The sequence below is a fragment of the Amycolatopsis magusensis genome, assembly GCF_017875555.1.
In the GTDB taxonomy this organism is placed as follows: domain Bacteria; phylum Actinomycetota; class Actinomycetes; order Mycobacteriales; family Pseudonocardiaceae; genus Amycolatopsis; species Amycolatopsis magusensis.
Genome location: NZ_JAGGMS010000001.1, coordinates 2,984,655 through 3,009,206, shown reverse-complemented (window position 1 = coordinate 3,009,206; position 24,552 = coordinate 2,984,655). Strand labels below are relative to the sequence as shown.

The 24,552-nt window shown below is 70.6% G+C and carries 15 protein-coding genes; 9 read left to right on the top strand and 6 right to left on the bottom strand.

Annotated features, from left to right (window positions below; genetic code table 11):
* Window position 1: 1 nt before the first annotated feature.
* Genes JOM49_RS13685 through JOM49_RS13660 form a run of 6 tightly spaced genes read left to right on the top strand, consistent with a single transcriptional unit; the run spans window position 2 to window position 5,254 of the window.
* Window positions 2-742 (top strand): creatininase family protein, encoded by a 741-nt coding sequence (locus JOM49_RS13685; protein WP_209664665.1) that lies wholly within the window; start codon window positions 2-4, stop codon window positions 740-742.
* The gene (locus tag JOM49_RS13680; protein ID WP_209664664.1) at window positions 742-2,241 is read left to right on the top strand and encodes a benzoate-CoA ligase family protein; all 1,500 of its coding nucleotides are present in this window, start codon (window positions 742-744) and stop codon (window positions 2,239-2,241) included. The genes JOM49_RS13685 and JOM49_RS13680 overlap by 1 nt, the downstream gene beginning before the upstream one ends.
* Complete coding sequence (locus JOM49_RS13675; RefSeq protein WP_209664663.1) at window positions 2,238-2,930, top strand: SDR family NAD(P)-dependent oxidoreductase; 693 nt, start codon at window positions 2,238-2,240, stop codon at window positions 2,928-2,930. The genes JOM49_RS13680 and JOM49_RS13675 overlap by 4 nt, the downstream gene beginning before the upstream one ends.
* Window positions 2,927-3,754: an enoyl-CoA hydratase family protein gene (locus JOM49_RS13670; RefSeq protein WP_209664662.1), complete on the top strand. Its 828-nt coding sequence runs from the start codon at window positions 2,927-2,929 to the stop codon at window positions 3,752-3,754. Before JOM49_RS13675 ends, JOM49_RS13670 begins: the two co-directional genes overlap by 4 nt.
* The gene (locus JOM49_RS13665) at window positions 3,739-4,158 is read left to right on the top strand and encodes a RidA family protein (protein ID WP_209664661.1); all 420 of its coding nucleotides are present in this window, start codon (window positions 3,739-3,741) and stop codon (window positions 4,156-4,158) included. The genes JOM49_RS13670 and JOM49_RS13665 overlap by 16 nt, the downstream gene beginning before the upstream one ends.
* A complete protein-coding gene (locus JOM49_RS13660; protein WP_209664660.1) occupies window positions 4,151-5,254 on the top strand; it encodes an acyl-CoA dehydrogenase family protein in 1,104 nt (367 codons plus the stop codon). The genes JOM49_RS13665 and JOM49_RS13660 overlap by 8 nt, the downstream gene beginning before the upstream one ends.
* Here JOM49_RS13660 and JOM49_RS13655 read toward each other — a convergent pair.
* The 3 genes from JOM49_RS13655 to JOM49_RS13645 form a co-directional block, all read right to left on the bottom strand.
* On the bottom strand, window positions 5,220-5,633 hold the full coding sequence (locus JOM49_RS13655; RefSeq protein ID WP_209664659.1) for a RidA family protein: 414 nt from the start codon (window positions 5,631-5,633) through the stop codon (window positions 5,220-5,222). The two genes, JOM49_RS13660 and JOM49_RS13655, sit on opposite strands and share 35 nt — an antisense overlap.
* A 10-nt stretch (window positions 5,634-5,643) precedes the next feature.
* Window positions 5,644-6,720, bottom strand: coding sequence for a tartrate dehydrogenase (locus JOM49_RS13650; RefSeq protein ID WP_209664658.1), 1,077 nt, complete (start codon window positions 6,718-6,720; stop codon window positions 5,644-5,646).
* A gap of 73 nt (window positions 6,721-6,793) precedes the next feature.
* Window positions 6,794-7,666 carry a LysR family transcriptional regulator gene (locus JOM49_RS13645; RefSeq protein WP_209664657.1) on the bottom strand — a complete coding sequence of 291 codons (873 nt, stop codon included), beginning with the start codon at window positions 7,664-7,666 and terminating at the stop codon, window positions 6,794-6,796.
* Window positions 7,667-7,761: 95 nt separating this feature from the next.
* Between JOM49_RS13645 and JOM49_RS13640 the strand changes: the two genes are divergently transcribed.
* Both JOM49_RS13640 and mtnA read left to right on the top strand, forming a co-directional pair.
* Entirely contained in the window at window positions 7,762-9,354 is a 1,593-nt protein-coding gene (locus JOM49_RS13640) for an SLC13 family permease (protein ID WP_209664656.1), read from the top strand.
* Window positions 9,355-9,368: 14 nt separating this feature from the next.
* On the top strand, window positions 9,369-10,340 hold the full coding sequence (mtnA, locus tag JOM49_RS13635; RefSeq protein ID WP_209664655.1) for an S-methyl-5-thioribose-1-phosphate isomerase: 972 nt from the start codon (window positions 9,369-9,371) through the stop codon (window positions 10,338-10,340).
* Here mtnA and JOM49_RS13630 read toward each other — a convergent pair.
* The gene (locus JOM49_RS13630; protein WP_308158736.1) at window positions 10,318-11,526 is read right to left on the bottom strand and encodes a kynureninase; all 1,209 of its coding nucleotides are present in this window, start codon (window positions 11,524-11,526) and stop codon (window positions 10,318-10,320) included. The genes mtnA and JOM49_RS13630 overlap by 23 nt on opposite strands.
* A 53-nt stretch (window positions 11,527-11,579) precedes the next feature.
* Between JOM49_RS13630 and JOM49_RS13625 the strand changes: the two genes are divergently transcribed.
* Window positions 11,580-12,506, top strand: a complete 927-nt coding sequence (locus JOM49_RS13625) for a phosphotransferase family protein (RefSeq protein ID WP_209664654.1) — start codon at window positions 11,580-11,582, stop codon at window positions 12,504-12,506.
* Here JOM49_RS13625 and JOM49_RS13620 read toward each other — a convergent pair whose 3' ends face one another.
* Complete coding sequence (locus JOM49_RS13620) at window positions 12,507-15,287, bottom strand: FAD-binding and (Fe-S)-binding domain-containing protein (protein WP_209664653.1); 2,781 nt, start codon at window positions 15,285-15,287, stop codon at window positions 12,507-12,509. It lies immediately after the preceding gene.
* A gap of 58 nt (window positions 15,288-15,345) precedes the next feature.
* Window positions 15,346-23,973, bottom strand: a complete 8,628-nt coding sequence (locus tag JOM49_RS13615; protein ID WP_209664652.1) for a DUF5615 family PIN-like protein — start codon at window positions 23,971-23,973, stop codon at window positions 15,346-15,348.
* Window positions 23,974-24,552: the final 579 nt, after the last annotated feature.

Sequence of the window (24,552 nt, the reverse complement as noted above, 5' to 3'; positions counted from 1 at the left end):
CATGTACTTCGCCGAGCTGACCTCACCGGAGGTCGACGCCCTGCTCACCGGATCGCGTGTGCCGGTGCTGCTGCTCCCGGTCGGGGCCGTGGAACCGCACGGTCCGCACGCACCGCTCGGCACCGACCCGCTGATTTCGCAGGGCATGTGCGAGCGCGCGGCCCGGCAGCTCGCGGACGATCCCGAGGTGCGCGTGCTGATCCTGCCCGCGCTCCCCTACGGCGTGACGAAGTTCGCGCGTGGCTTCGCCGGTGGGGTGCACATCGGCGCGGACACCCTGTTCTCGCTGGTCGTCGACGTGTGCCGGGCGCTGGCCGAACAGGGTCTCGGCCGTGTGGTGATCGTGAACAACCACTTCGAACCCGAGCACGTGGCCACGCTCCGCCGCGCGGCGGAGGCCGCGGGCGCCGCCTACCTCGACCTGGTGCGCCGGCGCAACGCGGAACGGCTCACCGAGGAGTTCCGCAGCGGTTCCTGCCACGCCGGGCAGTACGAAACCTCGCTGGTGCTCGCCGACCGCCCCGAACTGGTCGACATCGCAGCCATGCGCGAACTGCCCGCCGTGCCGGTCGACCTGCCGTCGGCGATGCGTGCCGGTCAGGCGGATTTCCGGGACATGGGCATGAGCGCGGCCTATTGCGGCGCACCCGCCGAAGCGACGGCCGAGGAAGGCGCGGAAACCTTCGCGACGCTGACGGAAATGCTCGTCGAGACCATTCGCGCGACCGCGAAGGAGGACTGATGTACTCGAACATCACCTCGTACTTCCTGGACCGCAACGAGGGTTCGCGGACGGCATTGATCACCCCGGACCGCACGGTCACCTATGCCGAACTGAGCGCGTTGAGCAATCGCGCGGGCAACGTGCTGCGCGCGCTTTATGTCGCCAGCGGGCAACGCGTGTTGCTCGCGTTGAACGACGGCGTCGACTTCGTCGCCGTGTGGTACGGCGCGCAGAAGATCGGCGCGGTCACCGCCGAGGTCTACACCTTCCTGCAGCCGAAGGATTACGCGTACTTCCTGGACTACACCGAGGCGGTCGTGGTGGTCGCCGACGCCACCACGCTGGGGCCGTTGCGGGAAGCCGGTGCCCGCAGCCTCCTGGTCGCGGGGGTGGACGAGAGCGAACTGCGGCCCGGCGAGCATTCCCTGAGCAGGCTGATGGCGCAGGCATCCGATCAGCTCGCTCCGGTGGAAGCGCCGGACGAGGCCACCGCGATCTGGAAGTTCACCACCGGCAGCACCGGCGCGCCCAAGGCGTGCACGCACACCCGGCGCAGCCCGATCCGCAGTTTCGAGTTGTACGCCAAGGAAATCCTCGGCATCACCGCGGACGACAAGGTGCTCGGCGTGCCGAAGCTGTTCTTCGGTTACGCCCGCGACCTCGTCGCGATGTTCCCGTTCGGCGTGGGCGGCTCCGGCATCGTCTTCCCCGAACGGACCACGCCGGAGCTGCTCTTCCGGCTGATCGCCGAGCACCGGCCGACCATCCTGGTGAACGTGCCCACGATGATGAGCGCGATGCTGGCCCACCCGGCCGCGGCCGAACAGGACCTGAGCTGCCTGCGGTTGTGCACGTCCGCCGGGGAGGCACTGCCCGCCGAAGTGCACCGGAAGTGGGATGAGACCTTCGGTGTCGAAGTGGTCGACGGAATCGGTTCTTCGGAGGCTTACCACATCTTTTTGTCGAACAGGCCCGGCACGGCCAAACGCGGTAGCCTCGGCCGGGAAGTGCCCGGATATTCGGCGCGAGTGATCGATGAAGCGGGTACCGAGCTGCCGGACGGCGAAATCGGCGCGCTCGAAGTCACCGGCCCGACGATCGCCGGTGAGTACTGGGGCGATCTCGAGAAGTCCGCGCGCACTTTCGACGGTGACACGCTGCGTTCCGGCGACCTGTTCAGCCGCGACACCGACGGTTTCTTCACCCACCACGGCCGCGCCGACGACCTGCTCAAGATCGGCGGCATCTTCGTGGCCCCGAGCGAGATCGAAAACTGCCTGCTCGGCCATCCCGAAGTGGTCGAATGCGCGGCACTCGGCTACGAACAAGAAGGCCTGGCGCGGATCCGTGCGTTCGTCGTGCGGAACGGAACAGTCACCGAGGACGAACTGCGCGAGTACGGGCGAGAGCGCCTCGCCGGGCACAAGTACCCGCGCGAGATCGTCTTCGTGGACACGCTCCCCCGCACGGCCAACGGCAAACTGGATCGGCGCGCGCTGCGGACGGAGGCTCGATGAACAGGCTCGTGGTGGTCACCGGCGGTACCCGCGGCATCGGCGCCGCCATCGCCGCGCGGTTCCGCGAAGCCGGTGACCAGGTGGTCGCGCCGGGCCGCGCGGACTGCGACGTGACCGACGAAGCCGCGGTGACGGCGTTCTTCGCCGCGCTGGGCCCGGTCGACGTGCTGGTGAACAACGCGGGCATCTCGACGAGCGCACCGCTGGCACGCACCTCGCTGGCGGACTGGCAGGCGCAGCACGAGGTCAACGCGACCGGCGCGTTCCTCTGCACGCGGGCCGTGCTGCCGGGCATGCGCGAGCGCGACTCCGGCCGGATCATCACCGTGGCCTCGACCGCCGGGCACGCCGGGTACAAGTACACCGCGGGCTACACCGCGTCCAAGCACGCCGCGGTGGGCCTGACCAGGGCGGTCGCCGCCGAGGTCGCGGGCACCGGGGTCACCTCGAACGCGGTCTGCCCGGCGTTCGTGCGCACCGACATGACGCGCACCTCGATCGCCCGCATCAGCGGCTCGACCGGGCGTGACGAGGCCGAAGCCGAAGCGGCGCTGGCTGCCGCGTCCCCGCTCGGGCGGCTGCTCGAACCCGAGGAGGTGGCCTTCGCGGTCGCCTTCCTCGCCGCACCCGAGGCCGCCGCGGTCAACGGGCAGACCATCGTTCTCGACGGAGGTGGGATCCAGTCATGAGCCCGTTCCGCGCGTCCCCCGGCTTCACCGGGAAGTGGGCGCACTTCGATTTCGAGGTGGACGACGGCGTCGCCACCGTGACCCTGAACCGGCCGGAGAAGCTCAACGCGCTGACCTTCGACGTCTACGCCGACCTGCGCGACCTGCTCGCCGAACTCCCGCATCGCGGTGACGCCAAGGTGCTGGTGATCGCCGGGCAGGGGCGCGGGTTCTGCTCCGGCGGCGACGTCGAGGAGATCATCGGCGAGCTGCAGAAGTTCGAGACCGCGCAGCTGCTGGAGTTCACCAGGATGACCGGCGCGGTGGTCAAGGCTCTGCGCGAGTGCCCGCTGCCGGTGATCGCCTCGATCAACGGGATCGCCGCGGGCGCCGGCTCGGTGATCGCGCTGGCCAGTGACTTCCGGCTGATGGCGCGCTCGGCCGCGTTCGCCTTCCTGTTCACCAAGGTCGGGCTGGCCGGCGCGGACATGGGCTCGGCGTACCTGCTCCCCCGCGTGGTCGGGCTCGGGCGGGCGACCGAGCTGCTGATGCTGGGCGACAAGATCCGCGCGGAAAAGGCCGAGCAGATCGGCCTGGCCTCGCAGGTTGTCGACGACGAGCAGCTGCCCGCCGCCACCACCGAGCTGGCCCGGCGGCTGGCCGACGGCCCGGCACTGGCCTATTCGACCACCAAGGTGCTGCTCACCAGGGAACTCGACATGGACCTCGGCAGCTCGATCGAGCTCGAGGCGATGACCCAGGCGCTGCTGATGACCAGCAAGGACCACGGCGAGTTCTACCGCGCGTGGACGGCGGGGAGGAGTCCACAGTGGACGGGCAGGTGAGCGGGCACCGGATCGTGGTCGCGCCGGAGCTGGCCGAGCCGGTCGGTTTCGCGCACGCGGTCGTGGCCGCGCCCGGCCGCACGGTGTACCTCGGCGGGCAGACCGCGCAGGGCCGTGACGGCGAGATCGTCGGCGAGACGATCGTCGAGCAGTTCGACGTGGCCGCCGGGAACGTGACCGCCGCGCTGCGGGCAGCCGGTGGGCAACCCGGCGACCTGGTCTCACTGCTGTTCTACGTGACCGACGTGCCCGCCTACCGCGCGGCGCTGCGGGAGCTGGCGCCGCTCTACCGCAAGCACTTCGGGCGCCACTACCCGGCGATCGCGCTGCTCGGCGTGGCCGAGTTGTTCGACCCGGCGGCGAAGCTGGAACTCGTCGGCACGGCGGTGATCGCGGATGGGTGACCTGCTGGCGCGGGCCGAGCAGATCGGCGAGGAACTGCGTGCGCTGGCCCGCGAGGACGGCCGGATCAACCGGCCGCTGGTGCGGGCGCTGGCCCAGCACGGCCTGCTGGACCAGGTGTTCGTGCGCGACGGCTCCGGCTACCGGCCGGTGACCGCGATGGTGCTGTGCCTGCTGCGCGAGGGCCTGGCCCGGCACTGCACCGAGGCCGAGACCGCGTTCGCCGTGCAGGGCCTCGGTTCCTACCCGATCCTGTCGGCGGGCACGCCGGACGTGGTCGACGAGTGGATCCCGCGGGTGGCCGCCGGTGAGGCGGTGGCCGCGTTCGCGCTGACCGAGCCGGGCGCCGGGTCCGACGTGGCCTCGCTCGCGTTGCGCGCCACCCCGGACGGCAGCGGCTACCGGCTCAACGGCGAGAAGGTCTACATCTCGAACGCCCCGGACGCCGACGTCTATTCGGTGTTCGCGCGGACCGGTGACCCGGGTTCGCGGGGCATCACCGCGTTCTGCGTGCCCGGCTCGGCACCCGGGCTCAGCGGCGAGCCGATCCCGTTGCTGTCCCCGCACCCGATCGGGCGGCTGATCTTCGAGGACGTCTTCGTGCCGCGCGGTCACGTGCTCGGCGACGTCGGCGGGGGCATGCGCGTGGCCATGGGCACGCTGAACCTGTTCCGCCCGAGCGTCGGCGCCTTCGCGGTGGGCATGGGCCAGGCCGCCCTCGACGCGGCGGTGGCTTACGCCGGTGCCCGCGAGGCCTTCGGCAAGCGGCTGCACGACTTCCAGGCGGTGTCGCATTCGCTGGCCGAGGTCGCGACCCGGCTCAAGGCGGCTCGCCTGCTGGTGCACGACGCGGCCGCCGCCTACGACGAGGGCCGCTCCGAGGTCGCGTCGGCGGCCGCCATGGCCAAGTTGTTCGCCACCGAGACCGCGCAGCACGCGGTGGACGCCGCGATCCAGGTCCACGGTGCCCGCGCCCTCGAACGCGGGCACCTGCTCGAACATCTCTACCGCGAGGTGCGCGCCCCACGTATCTACGAGGGCGCTTCCGAGGTGCAGCGCGAAATCATCGCTCGCGGGCTGTTCCCAAAGCCGCGGTGACGTCCAGTTCCACGAGCTGGTCCGGGTAGCCGAGCACGGTCACGCCGGTCAGCGTGCTCGCGCTGGTGAAGGCCTCGGCCAGGGCGGAGGCGTTGAGCCGGTCCCAGACCGCGGACAGTTCGCCGGCCGAGGTGGTCGCCACGTAGATCACCGTGCGCACCACGTCCGCGGGTCCGGCGCCGGCGGACTCCAGCGCGGTGAGCGTGTTGGCCACCACCTGGTCCACCTGGGCGAGCAGCCCACCCTCCACTGTGGACCCGTCGGCGGCCAGCGGGCACTGCCCGGCGAGGAACACCAGCTTCCCGGGCTCGGTGACGGTGACGTGGTGGTAGCCGGGCGGGACGTGCAGGGCAGGCGGATTCGTCCGGAGGATGCTCACCGGCCCGTTCTTACCCGAGGGAGTCGATCACCGCCAAGGTGATTTCCTGGGTGCTCGCCGTGCCGCCGAGGTCGCGCGGCAGCACCCCGGCCGCCGTGGTCGCTTCGATCGCGCGGTCCACCCTGGCGGCTTCGGCGGGCAGCCCGAGGTGGCCGAGCATCAGGGCCGCGCTGCCGATGGCGCCGATCGGGTTCGCCACCCCCTGCCCGGCGATGTCCGGCGCGGAGCCGTGCACCGGCTCGAACATGCTCGGGAAGCGGCGTTCCGGGTTGTAGTTCGCGCTGGCCGCCAGGCCGAGACTGCCGGCGAGCGCGCTGCCGAGGTCGGACAGGATGTCCGCGTGCAGGTTGGAGGCGACCACCACGGACAGGTCCTCCGGCCGCAGCACGAACCGCGCGGCCATGGCGTCGACCAGGCAGCTGTCGCTCTCGATGTGCGGGTATTCGGCGGCCACCCGGCGGAAGACGTCGTCCCAGAGCACCATGCCGAACTGCTGCGCGTTGCTCTTGGTCACGCTGGTCACGTGCTTGCGCTCGCGAGTGGCGGCCAGCTCGAAGGCGTATCGGATGATCCGCTCACAGCCCGCCTCGGTGAACAGCGACGACTGGATCGCGACCTCGCTGCCCGGTCCGCGCGCGGCGAGGTTGCGACCGCCGAGCCCGGCGTACTCGCCCTCGCTGTTCTCCCGGACCACGACCCAGTCCAGCGGCACTTCGGCCGCCTTGCGCAGCGGGCTGGTCACACCGGGCAGGAAGCGCACCGGCCGCACGTTGGCCCACTGGTCGAAGCCCTGGCAGACGGCCAGGCGCAGGCCCCACAGGCTGATGTGGTCGGGCACCGAGGGCCAGCCGACCGCGCCGAAGTAGATCGCGTCGAACTCCTTGAGCCGGTCGAGGCCGTCCTCGGCCATCATCCGGCCGGTGCGGTGGTAGTGGTCGCACCCCCAGTCGAATTCCGTCCAGTCGAAAGCGAAGTCGGAGGCGGACTTGGAGGCGGAGGCGAGCGCGTCGAGCACCTCACGCCCGGCGGCGACCACCTCGCGGCCGACCCCGTCGGCGGGAATGGCGGCGATGCGGAAGGTCTGCATACGGCCATCAAACAAGCGGCCCGGCGCCGCCGTCCAAGACCAAGCGATGATCCACTTGGTAGGCCGGGCCTATCTATCCGAGCGCGGTCGCCACGAAGTCCTGCGCGCCGGGCGTGAGCCCGCCCCGCCGGTGGATCAACGAGATCCGCAGGCTCGAGGGCGGATCCAGTTCGAGCACCCGGGCCCCGGCCCGGCGCGCGATCCACGCCCAGGCCTGCGTCATCACCGCCACGCCGACCCCGGTCAGCACCAGCGGCAGGATCGCCTCCCGGTGCGCGGTCTCCACCACGATCCGCAGGTCGACGCCCGCCGCCTGGATCTCGTCGACCACGTGACGCATCCGGTTGCCCAGCGGCGCGGCGATCACCTTCGCCCCGGCCAGCTCCTCGCGGCGCACCCGCCCGCCGCTGCCCAGCTCCGAGTCCGGCGGCGCGACCAGCACGAACGGCTGCTCCTCCACCCGGTGCACGCGGACCCCGGGCATGGCCACGTCGTCCGCGGCACCGAGGAGGCCGACCTCCGCCTTGCCCCCGCGCACCGCCTCGACCACCGACTGCGGGGTGAAGCAGGCCTGGATCACCACGAGCACGCCGGGGTGCCGCTCGTGGAAGCGGGTGACCATGGTGCTCAGCGGCTCCACCGACTGCGACGGCATGGACGCGACCTCCACCCGCCCGGTCCGCAGCCCGGCCACCGAGCGCACGGTCGACCTGGTGGTGTCGAGGTCACGCAGCACCTGGCGGGCCGGCTCGATCAGCGCGTGCCCGGCCTCGGTCAGCACCGCGCGCCTGCCGATGCGGTGGAACAGTTCGACCCCGAGGTCGCGCTCGAGGGTGCGGATCGCCTGCGAGAGCGAGGGCTGGGCCAGGTGCAGCCGCTCGGCGGCGCGGTTGAACCCCTGTTCGTCCACGATCGCGAGGAAGTAGCGCAACTGCCGTGCGTCCATCCGGCCTCCCGGGGTTGAGCTGATAGGCAATCCCTACCACCCTGGTAGCGAAGTGGTCTTGGACACACCCCGGCGGCTGCCCTTCACTATCGGGCATGGCACCGAAGCCGTCGGCCACCGACGTGGAAAACGTCCTGCTCTCCGCCCACCGCGAGAGCCTCGGCTCGGAACGCCTCTCGGCGGGCGAGGAACGCTTCGAACGAAGGCGGAAGACCACCGGCCTGTGGCTGGCGCCGCTGGTGACCGTGGTGTTCCTGGTGCTGCCGCTGGACCTGGCGGGCAACCAGCAGACGCTCGCCGGGATCCTGCTCGGGGTGGTCGTGCTGTGGGTGTGCGAACCGCTCCCGCTGCCGGTCTCCGGGTTCATCGGGGTCGCCGCCACCGTGGTGCTCGGCGTGGCCCCGGTCGACGACGTGCTCGAACCCTTCGGTTCGTCGACCATCTTCACCTTCATCGGCGCGTTCGTGATCGCGCAGGCGATGCTCAAGCACGGGGTGGCGCGGCGGTTCGCCTTCCGGGTGCTGTCGCTGCCCGGCGTGGGCAGTTCGACCACCCGGATCGTCATCGCCTTCGGCGCGATCACCTGCCTGCTCTCGGCGTTCGTGTCGAACACCGCGACGGTGGCCATGTTGCTGCCGACCGCGCTCGGCATCCTGACCGTGATCGCGAAGCTGATGCAGGACCGCGGCGTGGTCGCGGCCGACTTCGACCCGCGCCGCCTGCGGGTGGGCACCGCGCTGATGCTCATGCTGGCCTACGGCGCGAGCGTCGGCGGCCTGCTCACGCCGGTCGGTTCGCCGCCGAACCTGATCGGCCGCGCGCAGATCGAGGAGGCGACCGGGGTCCGGATCTCCTTCCTCGACTGGGTCCTGTCCGCGCTGCCGGTCTGCCTGCTGATGTTCGTGGTGCTCGCCGTGGTGCTGTTGCTGCTGAACAAGCCGGAGATCCGCCGCATCGAGGGCGTGCGCGAGTACGTGGCCGAGGAGCGGGAGAAGCTGGGCGCACTGACGCGGGCGGAGAAGAACACGCTGATCGCGTTCGGGTTCACCGTGACGCTGTGGATCGTGCCGGCGATCGTCGGCCTGCTCGCGGGCAACGACTCGGCGCTGTACAAGACCATCAGCGACCGGCTCGACGAGGGCATCGTCGCGGTCCTCGGGGCGTCGCTGCTGTTCCTGCTTCCCGTGGAATGGAAGCGCCGGGCGTTCACGCTGTCCTGGCCGGACGCCGCGCGCATCGACTGGGGCACGATCATGCTCTTCGGCGCGGGCATCATCTTCGGCTCGCTGCTGGCCTCGTCCGGCCTGGCGAAGACGATCGGCGAGTCCACCTCGGGTGCGCTGGGCCTGGCGAGTTCGCTGCCGATCACCCTGTTCGGGGTGCTGCTGGCGATCCTGGTGTCGGAGACGACCAGCAACACCGCCGCCGCGTCGGTGGTGGTGCCGATCGTCATCCCGATCGCGGTGGCCGCCGGGGTCGACCCGCTGATGCCCGCGCTGGCCGCCACCTTCGCCGCTTCGTTCGGCTTCATGCTGCCGGTCGCGACGCCCCAAAATGCCATCGTCTACGGCTCGGGCACGGTGCCGATCACGCGGATGATCCGGTCCGGGGTGGCGTTCGACGTCTGCGGCGCGATCCTGATCGTGGCGTTGCTGCCGCTGACGGTCGCGCTGGTCGGCCTCGGCTGAGCTACCTTCGGCCCATGGGTTCGGTTGACCAGCGCACCATCGACTGGGACGACGGCGTGGTGGTGCTCGTCGACCAGTGCGCCCTGCCCGGTGAGTACCGGCTCCTGCGACTGCGGACGGTCGCCGAGCTGATCGACGCCATCCAGCGGCTGGCGATCCGCGGTGCTCCGGCCCTCGGCGCGGCCGGTGCGCTCGGGGTCGCGCTCGCGGCCCGGCACGGCGTGAACGTCGAAGGCGAAGCCGAGCGGCTGGCGCAGGCGCGGCCCACCGCGGTGAACCTGGCCTGGGGCGTGCGACGGGCGTTGGCGAAGCTGCCGTCCGGCGCGGACGCCGTGCTCGCCGAGGCGCTCGCGGTCCTCACCGAAGACGAGGAACTGTGCCGCACGGCGTCCGGTCACGCCGCCGACCTGATCCGGGAGTTGTGCCCGCGACGGCCGCTGCGCCTGCTCACCCACTGCAACGCCGGCCGCCTCGCGACGGTCAGCTGGGGCACCGCGCTCGGCGTGGTCTGGCACCTGCACGCGGCCGGGGAGGTCGAATACGTGCTGGTCGACGAGACGCGGCCACTGCTGCAGGGTGCGCGGCTGACCGCCTGGGAGCTGGCGGACGTCGGGGTGCCGTACCGCGTGCTGCCCGACGTCGCGGCGGCGTCGGCGCTCGCCCGCGGCCTGGTCGACTGCGTGGTGGTCGGCGCGGATCGCGTGGCGGCGAACGGCGACGTGGCGAACAAGGTCGGCACCTACGGGCTCGCGCTGGCCGCCGCCCGCCACCGCGTGCCGTTCCTCGTGGTCGCGCCTTCGTCCACGCTGGACGAGCACACGCCCAGCGGCGACCTCATCGAGATCGAGGAACGGCACGCGGACGAGGTGACCTCCTGGGGCGGGGTCCCGACCGCGCCCGCCGGCGCGCCGGTGTTCAACCCGGCCTTCGACGTGACCCCGGCCGAGCTGATCACCGCGGTGGTCACCGAGCGCGGTCCCGGATGACCTCCATCGCGCGGTAGAGCTCCTCGAACCCGGTGGTCAGCGGCGAGAGCCCGAGCCGGATGCCGTCGGGTGCGCGGAAGTCGACCAGCACCCCGGCCTCGATGAGCGCGGCCGAGAGTTCGCGTGCGTCGGCTCGCCGGATCGTCACGTGACCGCCGCGCAGGTCCGGGTCCCGAGGTGAGCCGAGTTCGAAGCCCAGTGGCGCGAGGTGGTCGTCGAACAGCTGGACGGCGAACTCGGTGAGCGCTACCGCCTTCGCCCGGATGCCGGGCATGCCCGCTTCGGCGATCAGCTCGACCCCGGCCTCCACGCCCGCGAGCCCGACCACCGGCGGCGTGCCGGAGAGCAGGCGGCGCACCCCGTCCGCCGGTTCGTAGCCGGGCCCCATCTCGAACAGGTCCCGCCTGCCGAACCAGCCCCAGATCGGCTGGCGCACCTCGTCGACCAGGTCCCGGCGCACGTAGGCGAACGCGGGTGAGCCGGGTCCGCCGCAGAGGAACTTGTAGGTGCAGCCGACCGCGAAGTCCACTTCGTCGGCGTCGAGCGAAAGCGGGAGCGAGCCCGCGCTGTGGCAGAGGTCCCAGACGACCAGCGCCCCGGCCTCGTGGACCAGTCGGGTGATCGCGGGCAGGTCGGACACGTGCGCCGACCAGTAGTCGACCTGGCTCAGGGTCACGACCGCGGTGTCCGGCCCGACGAGCGCGGCGACCTGCTCGACGGCCGGCCCGGTGTCGAGCTCGGTTTCCACCCAGCGGACCCGGCAGCCGAGCTCCTCGGCGATGCCTTCGACCAGGTAGCGGTCGGTCGGGAAGTTGTGCCGATCGGTGACGATCTCACGCCGGCCGGGCCGCAGGGCCAGCGCGGCCCGCAGCAGCTTGTACAGCCAGACCGAGGTCGACTCGCCGAGCACCACCTGGCCGGGCGCGGCCCCGAGCACCACCTCGCCGAGCCGGTCCCCGAGGCGGGTCGGCAGCTCGATCCACCCGTCGGCCCAGCCGCGGATCAGCCGTCCGCCCCAGTTCTCGCGCACCAGCGTTTCGAGCCGTTCGAGCGCCGCGCGTGGTGGGCGGCCGAGCGAGTTGCCGTCGAGGTAGGCCACCATTTTCTCGTCGGCGGGCAGGAACCGGTCGCGGAAGGCGTAGAGCGGATCGGTCTCGTCGAGTTCACGCGCGCGCTGCAGGGTCACCCGGCCACCATAATTCCGTCGCGGTCGTCACCGCGGTGTCCTACGGTCCGCGCATGCCGTTCTTTCCCGAGGCCGGGACCGAGGAACAGTTCGAAGCGCTCGCCGACGAGCAGGTGCGACCCGGGGTCGCCGCGCTGCTGGACGAGCTGGGCCTGACCGACCGCGAGGCCGAGCGTTTCGGAAGCGGCTCACTGCCGGTCTACGCCGTGGGCGGCGACCTGGTGCTCAAGCTCTTCCCACCGGTGTACTTGAACGAGGTCGGCACCGAAGCCGGGGTGTTGCGCGCACTGCACGGCAGGCTGCCGATCCCGACCGCGCGGCTCGACCGCACCGGCGAGTTCGACGGCTGGGGTTACGTGCTGATGAGCCGCCTGCCTGGCGAGACGCTCAGCAGCGCCTGGCCGCAGCTCACCCAATCGGACAAGGAATCGCTGGCCCAGAACCTCGGCGAAGCCCTCGCCGCCCTGCACCGCACGCCCGCTCCCGACCTGGGCCCGGCCGACTGGTCCGCGTTCCTCGAGACCCAGCGCGCGAACGCCGTCCAGCGGCAGGAGAAGGCGGGGCTGGCCGGCGAGTGGCTGGCGCAGATCCCCGGCTTCCTGGCCGAAGTCGAGTTCGGCACCCCGGAGCCCGTGCTCCTGCACACCGAATTCATGCGCGACCATCTGCTCGTAAGCCGCGAAGCCGACGGCTGGGCGGTGACCGGGCTGTTCGACTTCGAGCCCGCTATGCGCGGTGCACCGGAGTACGACCTGGTCGGCGCGGGCATCTTCGTCGCGGGCGGCGACCGGGCGTTCTTCCGCCGCCTGCTGCTCGCCTACGGCTACACCGCCGAGCAGCTGGACGCCGAGTTCGCCCGCCGCTGCCTCGCGTACACGCTGCTGCACGTCTACAGCAATCTGCCCTGGTACCTGAAGGTCATGCCGGAACCCGAGCAACCGACCCTGGACGCGCTGGCCCAGCGCTGGTTCGGCACCTGATCAGCGCCGGCCTCCCGGCAACGCCCGCCTCAGCACCTCGGCCAGGTGCACCGCCTCGCGGTCGGACTCCTGCGCGATCTGCGTGCGGCAGCTGAACCCGTCCGAAATGACCAGCGTGTCCGGGTCGGTCTCCCGGAGCGCGGGCAGCAACCGGTCCTCGGCGCAGGCGACCGACACCTCGTAGTGCCCGCGTTCGAACCCGAAGTTCCCGGCCAGGCCGCAGCAGCCCGAGTCCAGCGCGGAGTTGCGCACCCCGGCCCCGGCGAGCACCCGCTCGTCGGCGTCGAACCCGAGCACGGCGTGCTGGTGGCAGTGCACCTGGCTCACCGCGTCCTGGTCCAGCGCGTCGAACTCCAGCGGTGAGTCGGCCACCAGCTCGGCGAAGGTCCGCGTGCGCTCGGCCAGCACCGCCGCGAGCGGGTCGTCAGGCAGCAGGGCCTTGAGGTCACCCCGGAACAACGCGGTGCAGCTCGGTTCCACGCCCGCGACCAGGTAACCGGCGTCGAGGTAGGGCTCGAGCACCGAGAGCGTGCGCCGCAGCACCTTCCGCGCCACGCCCAGCTGCCCGGTCGACACCCAGGTCAGTCCACAGCAGACACCCTTGTCCGGCAGCACCACGTGGTAGCCGGCCGCGGTCAGCACCTCGGCCGCGGCGTCGAGCACGTGCGGGGTGAAGTAGTTGTTGAACGAATCCGGCCACAGCACCACGTTCCGGCCTTCGCCGGAGTCCAGCGCCCGCTTGGTGAACGGGCGGGCGAACGTCGGCAGGTCGCGTTCCGGCGCGATGCCGCCGAGCCGCTTCAGCAGCCGCGCCAGCCGAGGCCGCTTCACCACCGCGTTGGCCAGCCGGGGCGCGAGGGCGGCGACACGCAGCCACATCGGCAGCCAGCCCATCGAATAGTGCGCCGCCGGGCGGAGCCTGCCGCGGTAGTGCTGGTGGTAGAACTCCGCCTTGTAGGTCGCCATGTCGACATCCACCGGGCAGTCCGACAGGCAGCCCTTGCACGAAAGGCACAGGTCCAGCGCCTCGCGAACCTCCTCGGACCGCCACCCGTCGCGGATCACCTCGCCGTTGATCATCTCCGCGAGCAGCCGCGCGCGACCCCGGGTCGAATGCTTCTCGTCCAGCGTCGCTCGGTAGCTCGGGCACATCACCCCGCCGCCCTCGGTGTTGCGGCACTTCGCCACCCCGACGCACCGCCGCACCGCCTGCCCGAAGCTGCCGCGATCCTCCGGATAGCCGAGGAAGGTCACCGAGTCGATCGACGCCGGCGCGGTCCGCACCCGGATGTTCGCGTCCAGCGCCCGGGGTTCGACCAGCACACCGGGGTTCATCATGCCGCCCGGGTCGAAGATGCCCTTGAACCGCGCGAACAACGCCATCATCTCGGGGCTGTACATGCGCGGCAGCAGTTCCGAGCGCGCCTGCCCGTCACCGTGTTCACCGGACAGCGAGCCACCGTGGGCCGCGACGAGGTCCGCTGCCTCCTCCAGGAACTTCCGGAACCCGGCGAGCCCGGGCCGCGACAGCATGTCGAAGTCGAGCCGCATGTGCAGGCAGCCTTCGCCGTAGTGGCCGTAGACCACGCTCTGCCTGCCGTGCGCGGCCATCAGCTGCTTGAACTCACGCAGGTAGGCGCCCAGCCGCTCGGGTGGGACCGCCGCGTCCTCCCAGCCAGGCCACGCCTCCGACCGGTCCGCGAGCCGGGTCGCCAGCCCGGCGCCCTCCTCGCGGATCCGCCACAGCTGCCGCTGCGCCTTCGCGTCGGTGAGCACCACGTGCCCGGTGATCCGGTCGGCGACGTCCCTGGTCAGCGCCCGCGCGCGGGCGATCGCCGCCTCCTGTGTCTCCGCGCCCATCTCGACGTAGAGCCAGGCCCCGCCTGGCGGCAGGTCCGCGCGACGGGAAGACCCCAGCAGCGACACCAGTTCCGCGTCCACGCCTTCGACCGTGAGCGGCGACCACGGCAGGATCGACGGCACCGCGTCCGCCGCGGCGATGTCGGATTCGAAGCCGAGCACGGCGAGCACCCGTGCCCTGGGCAGCTCGGCCAGCTCCAGTTCGGCGCCGAGCACCGTCACGCAGGTGCCTTCGCTGCCGACCAGCGCTTTCGCCAGGTTCGACCCGTTCTCCGGCAGCAGGTGCTCCAGCCCGTACCCGGAAACCCGGCGCGACCACGGCGACAACTCGGTACGCAGGAGCGCGAGGTGGTCGTGCACCAGCGTCCGCAGCTCGGGCGGCAACCCGGCGTCCGGGCCGACGGTCAGCCGGGTGCCGTCGTAAAGCAGGACGTCCATGCTCCGCACCGCGTCGACGGTCCGGCCCCAAGCCACCGAATGCGAGCCGCAGGCGTTGTTGCCGATCATGCCGCCGAGCGTGCAGCGGCTGTGCGTGGACGGATCGGGCCCGAACCGCAGCCGGTGCGGCGCGGCCGCCGCCTGCAACCGGTCCAGCACCACGCCCGGTTCGGCCCACACCGTGCGGTTCGCCGGATCCACTTCGCCGAACCGGTGGTAGTAGCGGGAAAAGTCCAGCACCACACCCGGCCCGCAGGAGTTGCCCGCGATGCTCGTCCCGCCACCGCGGGCGACGATCGGCGCGCCCACCTCACGGCAGGCGGCGACCACCTCCTCGGTCTCCTCGGCCGACCGCGGCCACACCACCCCGATCGGCTCGTGCCGGTAGTTCGACGCGTCCGTGCTGTAGAGCGCGAGGGCGGCCGCGTCGACGGCCACCCTCGCACCCAGTTCCGCCCGCAACGCCGCTCGCAGCTCCCGCATCACCCCATTGAAGACAAGATCAGCGGGCGCCGCGACCGGGTCGGAGCGTGATCTTCGGCTAGTTCTTCTTCAGCGCCTCCTCGATCAGCCGCAGCACGTCGGAATTGCTCCGCACCCGTTCCGGCAGCTTGATCTGCAGTTCCTGGAAACCGCCGAGGTCCCGGCCGCGGTCCTTCGACACCACCTTCGCGCCGACCGCTTCGGCGACCATCTTCACCTTGTCGTCCGGTATCTTCTGGCCTGCCAAGCCCATTTCATCCACGCTCCGCGCGTCGTAACCCTTCGACCTCAGGTAGGGCGCGAGGCCGCGCTTGGAGAAGTTCTCGTCGATGATCAGCTTGGTGCCCTTCCCGGTGAACCCGGCGAGGTCGCCGGTCCGCTTGACCAGTTGCGAAACCAGCTCCGACCGCGCACGCCCGAGCGAACTGGCGGCGTTGTAGGCACTGCTCCCGTCCTCACCGGCCACGTACTCGACGGCCTGGTCGATCGCCTGGTCCTTGACGACCTCCTTGCCCGCCTGCGCCAGCCCCGATCTGGTGAGCAGGGCCCGGCCACCGGAGTAGAGCGCCTTGGCGCCGTACGTGGCGCCGACGACCGTGCCCGCGCCCTCCACCTGCTCCAGCGCCAGCCGCCCGTCGGACTTGGTGTAGGTCTGCTCACCGATCCGCGGCGCGTTGGCGTACTGCGACCCGCCGGCCGTGCCGCCGAGGAACAACGCGAGGAAGAACCACACCGCCTTGCCGTCCGGATCGCCGTACCGCACCGGGTTGTTGTAGGCGTAGCTGTGCGTCGCGAGGTTCGCCGGGTTTTCCGCACCACCGTTGGGTTTACCATCCAAATAGGACGGCAGCAGGGGGTCGGCGCTCTGCCAGTTGGTGCTCTTCGGCTCGTAGTAACGCGCGCCGAAGTAGTAGAGCCCGGTTTCGGCATCGAGTTCCTTGCCGCCGAACTGGTAGGGCACCGCCCCCGAGGACCGCTGGTTCACCCAGCTCTCCCCGGACGGGAAGTACTCGTGGTGATCGCTGATCGCCCCGTCCTCGTCGGTGGCGACGCCGGTGGAGCCGAGGTGGTCAGGGTGGTGGAAGAACCGCTGGTTCTCCTCACCGCTGCTCCGGCCCACCTTCGTCACCAGCCGCGTGCCGCCGGCGAAGATGTGCTTGAACGAGGTGGTGCTGTGGTCCCCGATCCGCTGGGAGAACCCGGCGTTGGGGTAGACGTTGACCGACTCGTGGCCGCCGTCCTTGAGCACCCGTTCACCCTGGTCGTCGTAGGCGAAGCGGGCTGTCGGCGAAGCACCCGGAGCACACGAGTCGGCGACCTGCGGGATGGCCAGCGACTTGCCGTCGTGCGTGCAGGCGAGCCGGTTCTCGTCGTCCCAGACCTGCTGGCGGTGCTCCTTCCCTTCACTGCGCTGGACCAGGTTCCCGTTGGCGTCGTACCGGATCTCCTGCGCGGCGATCCCGCTCGGCGCGTGCGGGTGCCCGCTGTTGTAGGTGTAGCCGTAGGAGTAGGTCGTCTCCTTCTGGGCGTGCGAGCCGATCTGGTGCCGCTGGTCCTTGACCGTGACGTTGTGCAGCGTGTCGTAGGACATGTCCAGCTGGTACTTGTCCGCCTTACCGTCCTTGCCGGTGAACTGCCCGGCCGCGCTGGTCAGCCGGTCGAGGTCGTCGTAGCCTAAGGTCTGCGTGACCGGGCCACCGACCTCCGACCGGTCGATCTCGTTCCGCAGCGCGGTGACGTTGCCGGTGTCGTCGTAGTCGTAACCCAGCTTCTGGAACACCTTTCCCTTGGGCTGCTTGGATTCCAGTGATTCCAGGCGCCGGTCGGTGACGTCGTAGGTGTAGCTGGTCTTCGTGCCGTTCCCGTTCTCCTGGAAGGCACGCTGCTCGAACCGGTCGTACTCCAGCTTCTTCAGGTACTGGTAGGTGTACTTGCCCTTGACCCCGCTCGCCGATTCGACGAGACCGCCGCTGTTGTAGCCGTAGGTGAGCAGCTCCCCGTCGGGGAAGGTCATCTTGAGCACGCGGTTGAAGCTGTCGAAGGTGTACTGCGTGGTGTACATGCGGGTGTCCCCGTCGATCGGGACGGTGGTCCGGACCTCCCGGACGACCTCACCCAGCGGGCCGTACCCGCGGCTGACCGTGCCCGCGCCGTCCTTGACGCCGGTGATCCGGGCGGCGCCGTTGTCCGGTGCGCCGGGCGCGCCGTAGGTGTAGGTGACGTTGTTCGCCGGGAACACCGGGTAGCGGATGCCGGTGAGCCGGGTGAACTCGTAGTCGTAGTCCACCGCGCGCCCGATGGCGCCGAGGTTCGCGGTGATCTCGCGGACCGGGTTGTCCGCCAAGTCGTACTGCGTCTCGGTGCGGCCGGTGTCCGGGTTGTCGACCAGCGTGCGCCTGCCGAAGTTGTCGTAGGCGGAGTGCGTGGTGTTGTTCCGGTCGTCGGTCACCCGCAGCAACTGGCCCAGCGGATCGTAGGCGTAGCTGGTGAAGATGACCGGCTGCCCGCCCTCGGGGTTGCTTTCCTTCACCGTGGTGACCTGGTCGCGGACGTTGTGGTAGCTCTGCTTCTCCACGCCGTTGGCGTTCTTGGTCACCGTCTCGAACGAGGACAGTCCGAGCCGGTCGGCCCCGAACCCGTAGGACGCCGTGGTGGCGGTGTTGTCCGGCAGGACGGTCTTCGTGTTGCGGTCGAGCACGTCGAAGCTCGATCGCGTGGGCTGCACCGGATCGGCGACCGCGTTGTAGGTGGTGTTGTGCGCTCCCTTCGGTTCGCTCGTCGGGTGGTGGACCGCGGTGGTGCGCCCGGCGAAGTCGTGGTCGGCCCGCCCGGACACCGTCATGCCCGCCACCGCCGCGCTGCCGGGCGCGGTGTGCAGCGTGGCGTCCTTCTTGGTCTGCACGATGCGGTTCAGCCCGTCGGCGAAGGTGATCGTGTCGATGGTGTCCGCCCGCACCCCGCTCGCCGCCCGGTCGAGGTGCCGGGTGATCGCGAACGGGACCGCCGCCTCCGGGTGGTACTCGAAGTCGATCGTGGTGCGGCCCTCGGCGAGCTCGTACGGCCCGGTGACCGCGTCGACCCGGCCGAACTCGTCGTAGGCCGTGCGCACCTCCTGCCCGTTCTGGTCGATCTCCGAGGCGGGCAACCCGAACCGGAGGTCCGGTTTCTTGGTCGAGCGGTAGCCGAAACTGTCGGTCACCGACTCGGTGTGCGTGGCGGTGGCGGCGTCGTAGGTGTAGTCCAGCCGGTAGCGCTGGCCGAACTTGTTCGGCGGGCCGGTCACCGAGGCGACGTTGCCGACGTCGTCGTAGGTGACGTCGGTGACCGCCTGGTCGCCGTTGGCCAGCAGCGCGCGGTGCTGCAGCGCGTCACCGGTGGCGCAGTCCACATCGGACTCCTGGTGCCGCATGACCGCCTTGTTGCCCAGCGTGTCGGTCAGGAACAGGGTGTCGAGCACCCGGTTGCCCGCGCACTCGGGCAGCTCGCGGGAGAACCTGGTGAGCACTTCGACGTCGTCCTGCGGGCCGGATTCGCCAGGGTCGAAGCGGCGGATCACGTTGCCCACGTCGTCGTAGGCGACTTCGGTGTAGGTGCTCTTCACCGCCTTCGCCTGGCCCTCGTGGAAGTACCGGTCGGTGCGCACCGGCTGCGGCCACACCGAGGCGGCGCGGACGGCGGTGGTCACCGGTTTCGCCGTCAGCACGTCCTTCGGCTGGTAGGTGTACCTCGTCTCGGCGAACAGCCTGCCCGCCGCGTCGGCGGTGGTTTCCCGCTGCACCGCGCCACGCAGGTGGTAGCCGCCGAGGTACTCCTTGGTCGTCGCCCGGTACAGCGCGTCACCGGCCCCCGGGTCGCGGTGTTCCTCGGTCACCTTGCGGTAGCCGAAGAACTCGCGCTCGAAGCGGTCGTAGAAGGCGCTCTCGTACTTGTAGGTGGCGAGCTGCCGGTCCTGCCCGTCACCCGGGAGCCCGTCGTCGACGCTGACCCTGGCCAGCAGCCAGTGCGACTTCGGGTTGTCGTAGGTGTTGCCGTCGCGGCTGTAGTCCAGCTCGATCCGGCCGCCGAGCGGGTTGTCCACCGTGCGCAGCAGGTTCGTGCGGCCGGTGTTGTTCTGCGCCACCTGCAATTGATCGTCCTTTGTGGACCGCAGGTGGTCTGCGTAGCCGTCCCCGTTGATGTCGCGCAGCATCTGCTCCGTGCGGGCCGCGCCGGTGGACGCGTCGGCACCGGGGTTGGTGACGACGCAGGCGCCGAAGGTGAAGCAGAACGAGAAGGAGAAGTACGCGCCCGCGGACAGCCTGGCGTTCTGGTCCAGGTTGACCCCGCTCAGGCTGCCGTGGAAGGTCCGCACCTCGCCGAAGCCGCTGCCGGTGTTCATCGAGACCTTGATCGGGTCGCCGTCGAACACCCGGTCCAGCAGGCCGTCGCCGTTGACGTCGACCAGGCTGGCCTCCGCCGAGTTGCGGCCCTGGTTCAGCGACGCGCCACCGGCGAACCCGTAGAAATCGGTGTTGAAGCCGAGGTTCACACCCAGGTTGGTCATCTCGCCGTCGTGCAGCCCCGCACCCGGCCAGGGTTCGGCGGTCTCGGCGAACTTCCAGCCCAGGTTGAGCGTCACCCGGCCGTCGGCGAACACCCGGTCCGGCAGACCGTCGCCGTTCATGTCCAGCAGGTCGAACTGGGCGTTCTGCTCCCCGGCGCCCAGGTTCCCGCCGACCCCGAACGGCGGCAGGTCGTTCCCGGACTGCGCGGTGCCGGCCGTGCCGTTGGCCGGTGGCGTGGCGTGCGACTTGCCGGTGGCGATCACCCGTGCCGCGCTGCCGGCGTTGGTGTTGCCGGAGATCGTGGTGCTCTCCCGCACGTCCGCACCCGGGTGGGTGCCGCTCGACGCGCCGAGCACCCCGTGCTCGTCGGTGAACTGGATCTTGCCGCCGGAGACCACGTCGGGGAACGAATCCCCGTTCATGTCGAGGTAGTCCACCTCCGCGGTGCTGGTCCCGTAGGCGATGCTGCCGCCCACGGTGCCGACCTCGCCGGCGCCGACGGTGAGCGAGGTCTGCTTCGACCGCGCGACCCGCGACGGCGCTTTCGCCCCGGCGTAGTCCGAGGACTTCGGCAGGTCGACCGACCGGCCACCCATCCGTGAACTGCTCGCGGCGGACTTCTCCACCCACGAGTCGTCACCCGCGCCCCAGCGGCCGGTCTGCGGCGACGGGGTGAACGGGTACACCGGCGGCGGGGTGATCTTGGGGTCGGCCTCGAAGGCGGGCCGGTCCCGCTCCGGGACGACGTCGACGGGCAGCTGCGCCTTATAGCTCTCGTCGATCTTCAAGTCGCCCTGCACGACCGGCTTCGTGGCACGGTCACCCTTGGCGTTGTAGCCGACCGCGCCCCAGCCCCGGTACGGCAGCTGGAACACCCCAGAGCACGAAGTGCACTCTCCGGTGTGAAACCCGGTAGGCACCTCCACGCCACCGGCGGTCATGCCCCAGCTCGGCACGGCGACCGCGTCGAGCGTGCTGAAGTCGAAGGACAACTGGTCACCGGCGACCACGTCGACGGTGAACGGCTCGGGTTCGCCGGTCAGGTCGAGCACCTTCTTGCCGAGCAGCGCGCCACGCTTCTTCACCGTGGCCACCACGCGCGCGGGCTTCGGATCGCTCACCGTGAGACGCGGCTCGATGGTGAGCGCACCGGTCTGCGGCGCGGTCCACAGTTCCTGGGGTGCGCCGAGCTGGTTCACCGGATACATGTCGAGCGCGTAGGGCGGGCTGGCGGTCAGCGTGAACTCGCCCGCGGCGTCGGTGATCTGCTGGACGCCCTCGGCCGCGGTGTAGGCCACGGTCGGCACCCATTCGAACCGGCTGAGGTCGATCGGCGAGTCGATCTTCACCCGCCACTGGAGCTTCTGCCCCTTGGTCACCGGCACGTCGAGGTTCACCGGGATCTCCCCGACCGCGGTCGACGCCAGCGACTGCTCGAAGATCGGGGCGCCGTCACGGGTGATCAGCACGCCGATGTCGTCGGTGGTCGCCGCCTTCTTGACCAGGTCGCCGCCCAGCCGCATGGTCCCGGTGACCGGGGCCTCCACGGTGGACTGCTGCCCGCCGAGGGTGAAGTCGGCCGACGCCTGGTAGCGGTGGGTGTCCAGCTCGTTGACGTCCTCGCGGTCCGCACCGGCGTAGGTGATCACCGGGTCCCAGGCGACCGCGTCCGCGGCACCGTCGGCACGCGACCCGACCCGGAAGTAGAGCCGCTGCCCCTTCGACACCTGGAGCGAGCCGACCCCGGACGGGGTGTACTGCGCGTGGTCACCGGCTTCGATGGTCTTCGACCACAGCTCGGTGTCGTCGTGCTGGACGGCCACCCGCACGCCGTCGAGATCGCCTTCGCTCGACAGCGGCAGTTCGCCGAGATCGGGCGGCGTCAGCGAGACCGGGCCGGAAACGCTCACCGTGCCGTCGAAGGGCGCGACCCAGCGGCGCAGGGTGTCCAGCGGCGGGTAGGTCTCCTCCTTGCGAGCGCGGTCCTCGGCGAAGTCGTCGAGCAGACCGCTCGTGTCGACCTGGCCCTCGCCGATCGGCACGGGTGTCTCGCTGCTGCTGCCGAACACCGGCGCGCCACCGGCGCCGATGCGCCCGAACAGCACGTTGCCGTCGCTGACCAGGTCGGTCAGCCCGTCGGCGTTGACGTCGGTGAAGTAGCGGTCCGAGGTGGTGAAGGTGTCCACGTGGTTCAGCTGCGCGGCCACCCCGCCGACGTAGCTCTCCACCCCGAGGGTCAGCGAATCGCTGGCCTCGAAGGCGATCCCGGGGATGTTGAGCGGTTTGACCTCGTCGGCGAAGCGGGCCTGCCCACCCGGGCGGGCCAGGTTCTTCCGGTAGGCCACCCCGCCGCCCTGCTGGAACACCTTGTCCGCCAGGTTGTCGCCGTCGACGTCGACGAGCGCGAGCAGGCCGGTGTCGGTGTTCGAGGCGTACCCCGTCTTCACCCCGGTCGACCCGGACTTCGACGGGAACGGCCCGGCACCCACGTACAGGTGGCCACCGGCGCCGTCGCCGGTGCTGCCGCCGAGCGCGCTGATCGCGCCCGGGTCACCGGGGATGGCGCTGTTGCGCAGGTTGTCCCCCGGCGCGGCCCAGTCGCCGCGGCTGAACGCCTGGTAACCGCCGCCCGAGTCGCGGATGTCGTCGTGGTAGGCGAACTCGTGGGTGTTGAAGAGCGTGCCGCCGGCCCCGAACTGCGACACCGACTTGAGCAACGTCTTCTCGAAAGCGCCCGTGCCGTAGTTCAGGTCGTAGTGGCGCACGGGCTGGCCGTTGAACGTGACCACGATCTTGCGCAGCAGATCGGCGGTGACCCGCTTGAACCCGCCGCGCGCGTCGATGCCGACGTCGGCTCGCCGGGGCTCCCCGAGTTCGCGGTCACGGACGAAGTCGACGGCGTACGGGCCGTCCGTCTCACCGCTTCCGGTGTAGGTGACGCGCTCGAGGTACAGCTCGCTGCCGGGCAGCGAACCGCCCGACGGCACGCCGAAGTCCGCCTGGCGCGCGGTGGTGTAGCGGATGAGATTGCCGTGCACATCACGAACTTCGCGCAACGCCCACTGGAACACGTTGCCGCCCGAATCGGTCAATGTGGACTCGGGGGTGCCGCCGTAGGTCGAACGCGTGCCGCTCTTGTCGACGATCTCCCAGTGGTAGCCGGCCGGAGATTCACCATGGCGAAGGATCTGCGCGAACTGACCACTTTCGATTCGTGGGTGGAAAACCTTCCCGGCGGACCGCGGCACCGGCATCTCCCGGTGCGCCACCGGGGTCAGCTGCTCGCCGCCCATCCGGTAGGTCTCGGTCTCGAGCGCGGGGTCGTAGCGCGGCACGCCCCAGCGGGTGTCCACTGTGATCGATGGCACCGGGAGGTCCCAGCCCTGGCCGAGCCAGCCGTTCTCCCCCACCGAGCTGTAGCGGACGTCGAGCTGCGGGGCCATGCCGTCCCGGCCGGGCGGCAGTTCGATCGGGTAGGCCAGCCGGGCGTCACCGGAGGTGTCCGCCGACGGCGCGGCGATCGTGCTGATCGAGGCTCCCGGGTCGGCGGCCTGGATGTCCTTGATCCGCGTCGGGTCGAAGGACTCGCCCTCCGGCGCGTCCGGGACGGTGACCACGGCGTTGATCATGTCGGTGAAGTGGTCGGTCAGGGACACCACGACGTGGTTCTCCTCGTCGACCGCCACGCGTTCCAGCTGGCGCCAGCAGCCGCCCGCCTCGTCGTAGTAGAAGGTGTGCACGTCGCGGGTGTCGAAGTCCTTGCCGACCACCGCGGGGTCGTAGGGCAGGGAAACCTTCACCTTTTCCGCGAAGTGAAAGGGATGCGGGCTGAAGCGGTAGCCGTGCCGCGGGCCCCTGGTCACGTTCGTCATGCCGGGGTCGAGCGAGGGCACCTCCGCGTCGGCGAGCGGGGTGATGCCGATCGTCGTGCGCGTGGCCACCGCAGCCGCGCCGATCCGCAACTCGGCGCCGTCGTGGGAAACCGTTTTCTCGGCGCCGATCACCTCGGGGTCGACCACCGCCTGGTAGGCCGCGCCCTGAGCCGAAACCTGTTGTGCGGCAGCGGTTTGCTCCGCGCCCTGGGCCGCGCAACCGGCCGCGGCGGGGTCCGCTGTCGTCGAGGCGGGGTCCGGCGCGGACACCGGCGTGAGGATGCCGCCGACCAAGCCGAGTATCGCGGCGAAAAGGACAATCCGGCCGGAACGTGTCCGCGCCGGGGGTCTCGCAGGGGATTTGAAGGGAGAACCGGAGATCTTCATGGCGTCACCCGATGCGTGCGCAGGTAGTGAAACTCCGTCCGCGCCAGCGAACCAGTACGCGATATACACCACAACCACCGTTTGCCCCAGCGACCTGCCGACCGGATGAACCCCTGGGCCGTCGGGGCCGGGAACGCCGGCTGACGCCCGCCGTCCGGGCCCGCGCGAGTTACCGCGCGATTGGCTTCCGGGTGATTTCCGGAGCCACCGGCCCGAACCCCCGCTCGACGGCCGCCACCCGCCGTAACGATCAAGTTGACCGGCCGCGCGATCATCCCCGCAGGTCAGCGAACCATTCGCGGCCCGGATGGCGCTTAACGCCGAGGTAACCCGGCCGTCAACCTCGGCGTGGCATTTCCCACGCCGTGACCGCGACGTGTCCCGATAATGGAAATTTCACACTACTGTCATAAGACCCGGCGAACCCGGGAGTAGGTAGCGCACGCCGAGCAGACCACCACC

Excerpts from the sequence above, each read along its gene's own strand:
- JOM49_RS13670 (WP_209664662.1), top strand. The coding sequence starts at position 2,927 with ATGAGCCCGTTCCGCGCGTCCCCCGGCTTCACCGGGAAGTGGGCGCAC.
- JOM49_RS13685 (WP_209664665.1), top strand. The coding sequence starts at position 2 with ATGTACTTCGCCGAGCTGACCTCACCGGAGGTCGACGCCCTGCTCACC.
- JOM49_RS13650 (WP_209664658.1), bottom strand. The coding sequence starts at position 6,720 with ATGCAGACCTTCCGCATCGCCGCCATTCCCGCCGACGGGGTCGGCCGC.
- mtnA (WP_209664655.1), top strand. The coding sequence starts at position 9,369 with ATGGGTTCGGTTGACCAGCGCACCATCGACTGGGACGACGGCGTGGTG.
- JOM49_RS13680 (WP_209664664.1), top strand. The coding sequence starts at position 742 with ATGTACTCGAACATCACCTCGTACTTCCTGGACCGCAACGAGGGTTCG.
- JOM49_RS13645 (WP_209664657.1), bottom strand. The coding sequence starts at position 7,666 with ATGGACGCACGGCAGTTGCGCTACTTCCTCGCGATCGTGGACGAACAG.
- JOM49_RS13675 (WP_209664663.1), top strand. The coding sequence starts at position 2,238 with ATGAACAGGCTCGTGGTGGTCACCGGCGGTACCCGCGGCATCGGCGCC.
- JOM49_RS13640 (WP_209664656.1), top strand. The coding sequence starts at position 7,762 with ATGGCACCGAAGCCGTCGGCCACCGACGTGGAAAACGTCCTGCTCTCC.
- JOM49_RS13620 (WP_209664653.1), bottom strand. The coding sequence starts at position 15,287 with ATGCGGGAGCTGCGAGCGGCGTTGCGGGCGGAACTGGGTGCGAGGGTG.
- JOM49_RS13660 (WP_209664660.1), top strand. The coding sequence starts at position 4,151 with ATGGGTGACCTGCTGGCGCGGGCCGAGCAGATCGGCGAGGAACTGCGT.
- JOM49_RS13625 (WP_209664654.1), top strand. The coding sequence starts at position 11,580 with ATGCCGTTCTTTCCCGAGGCCGGGACCGAGGAACAGTTCGAAGCGCTC.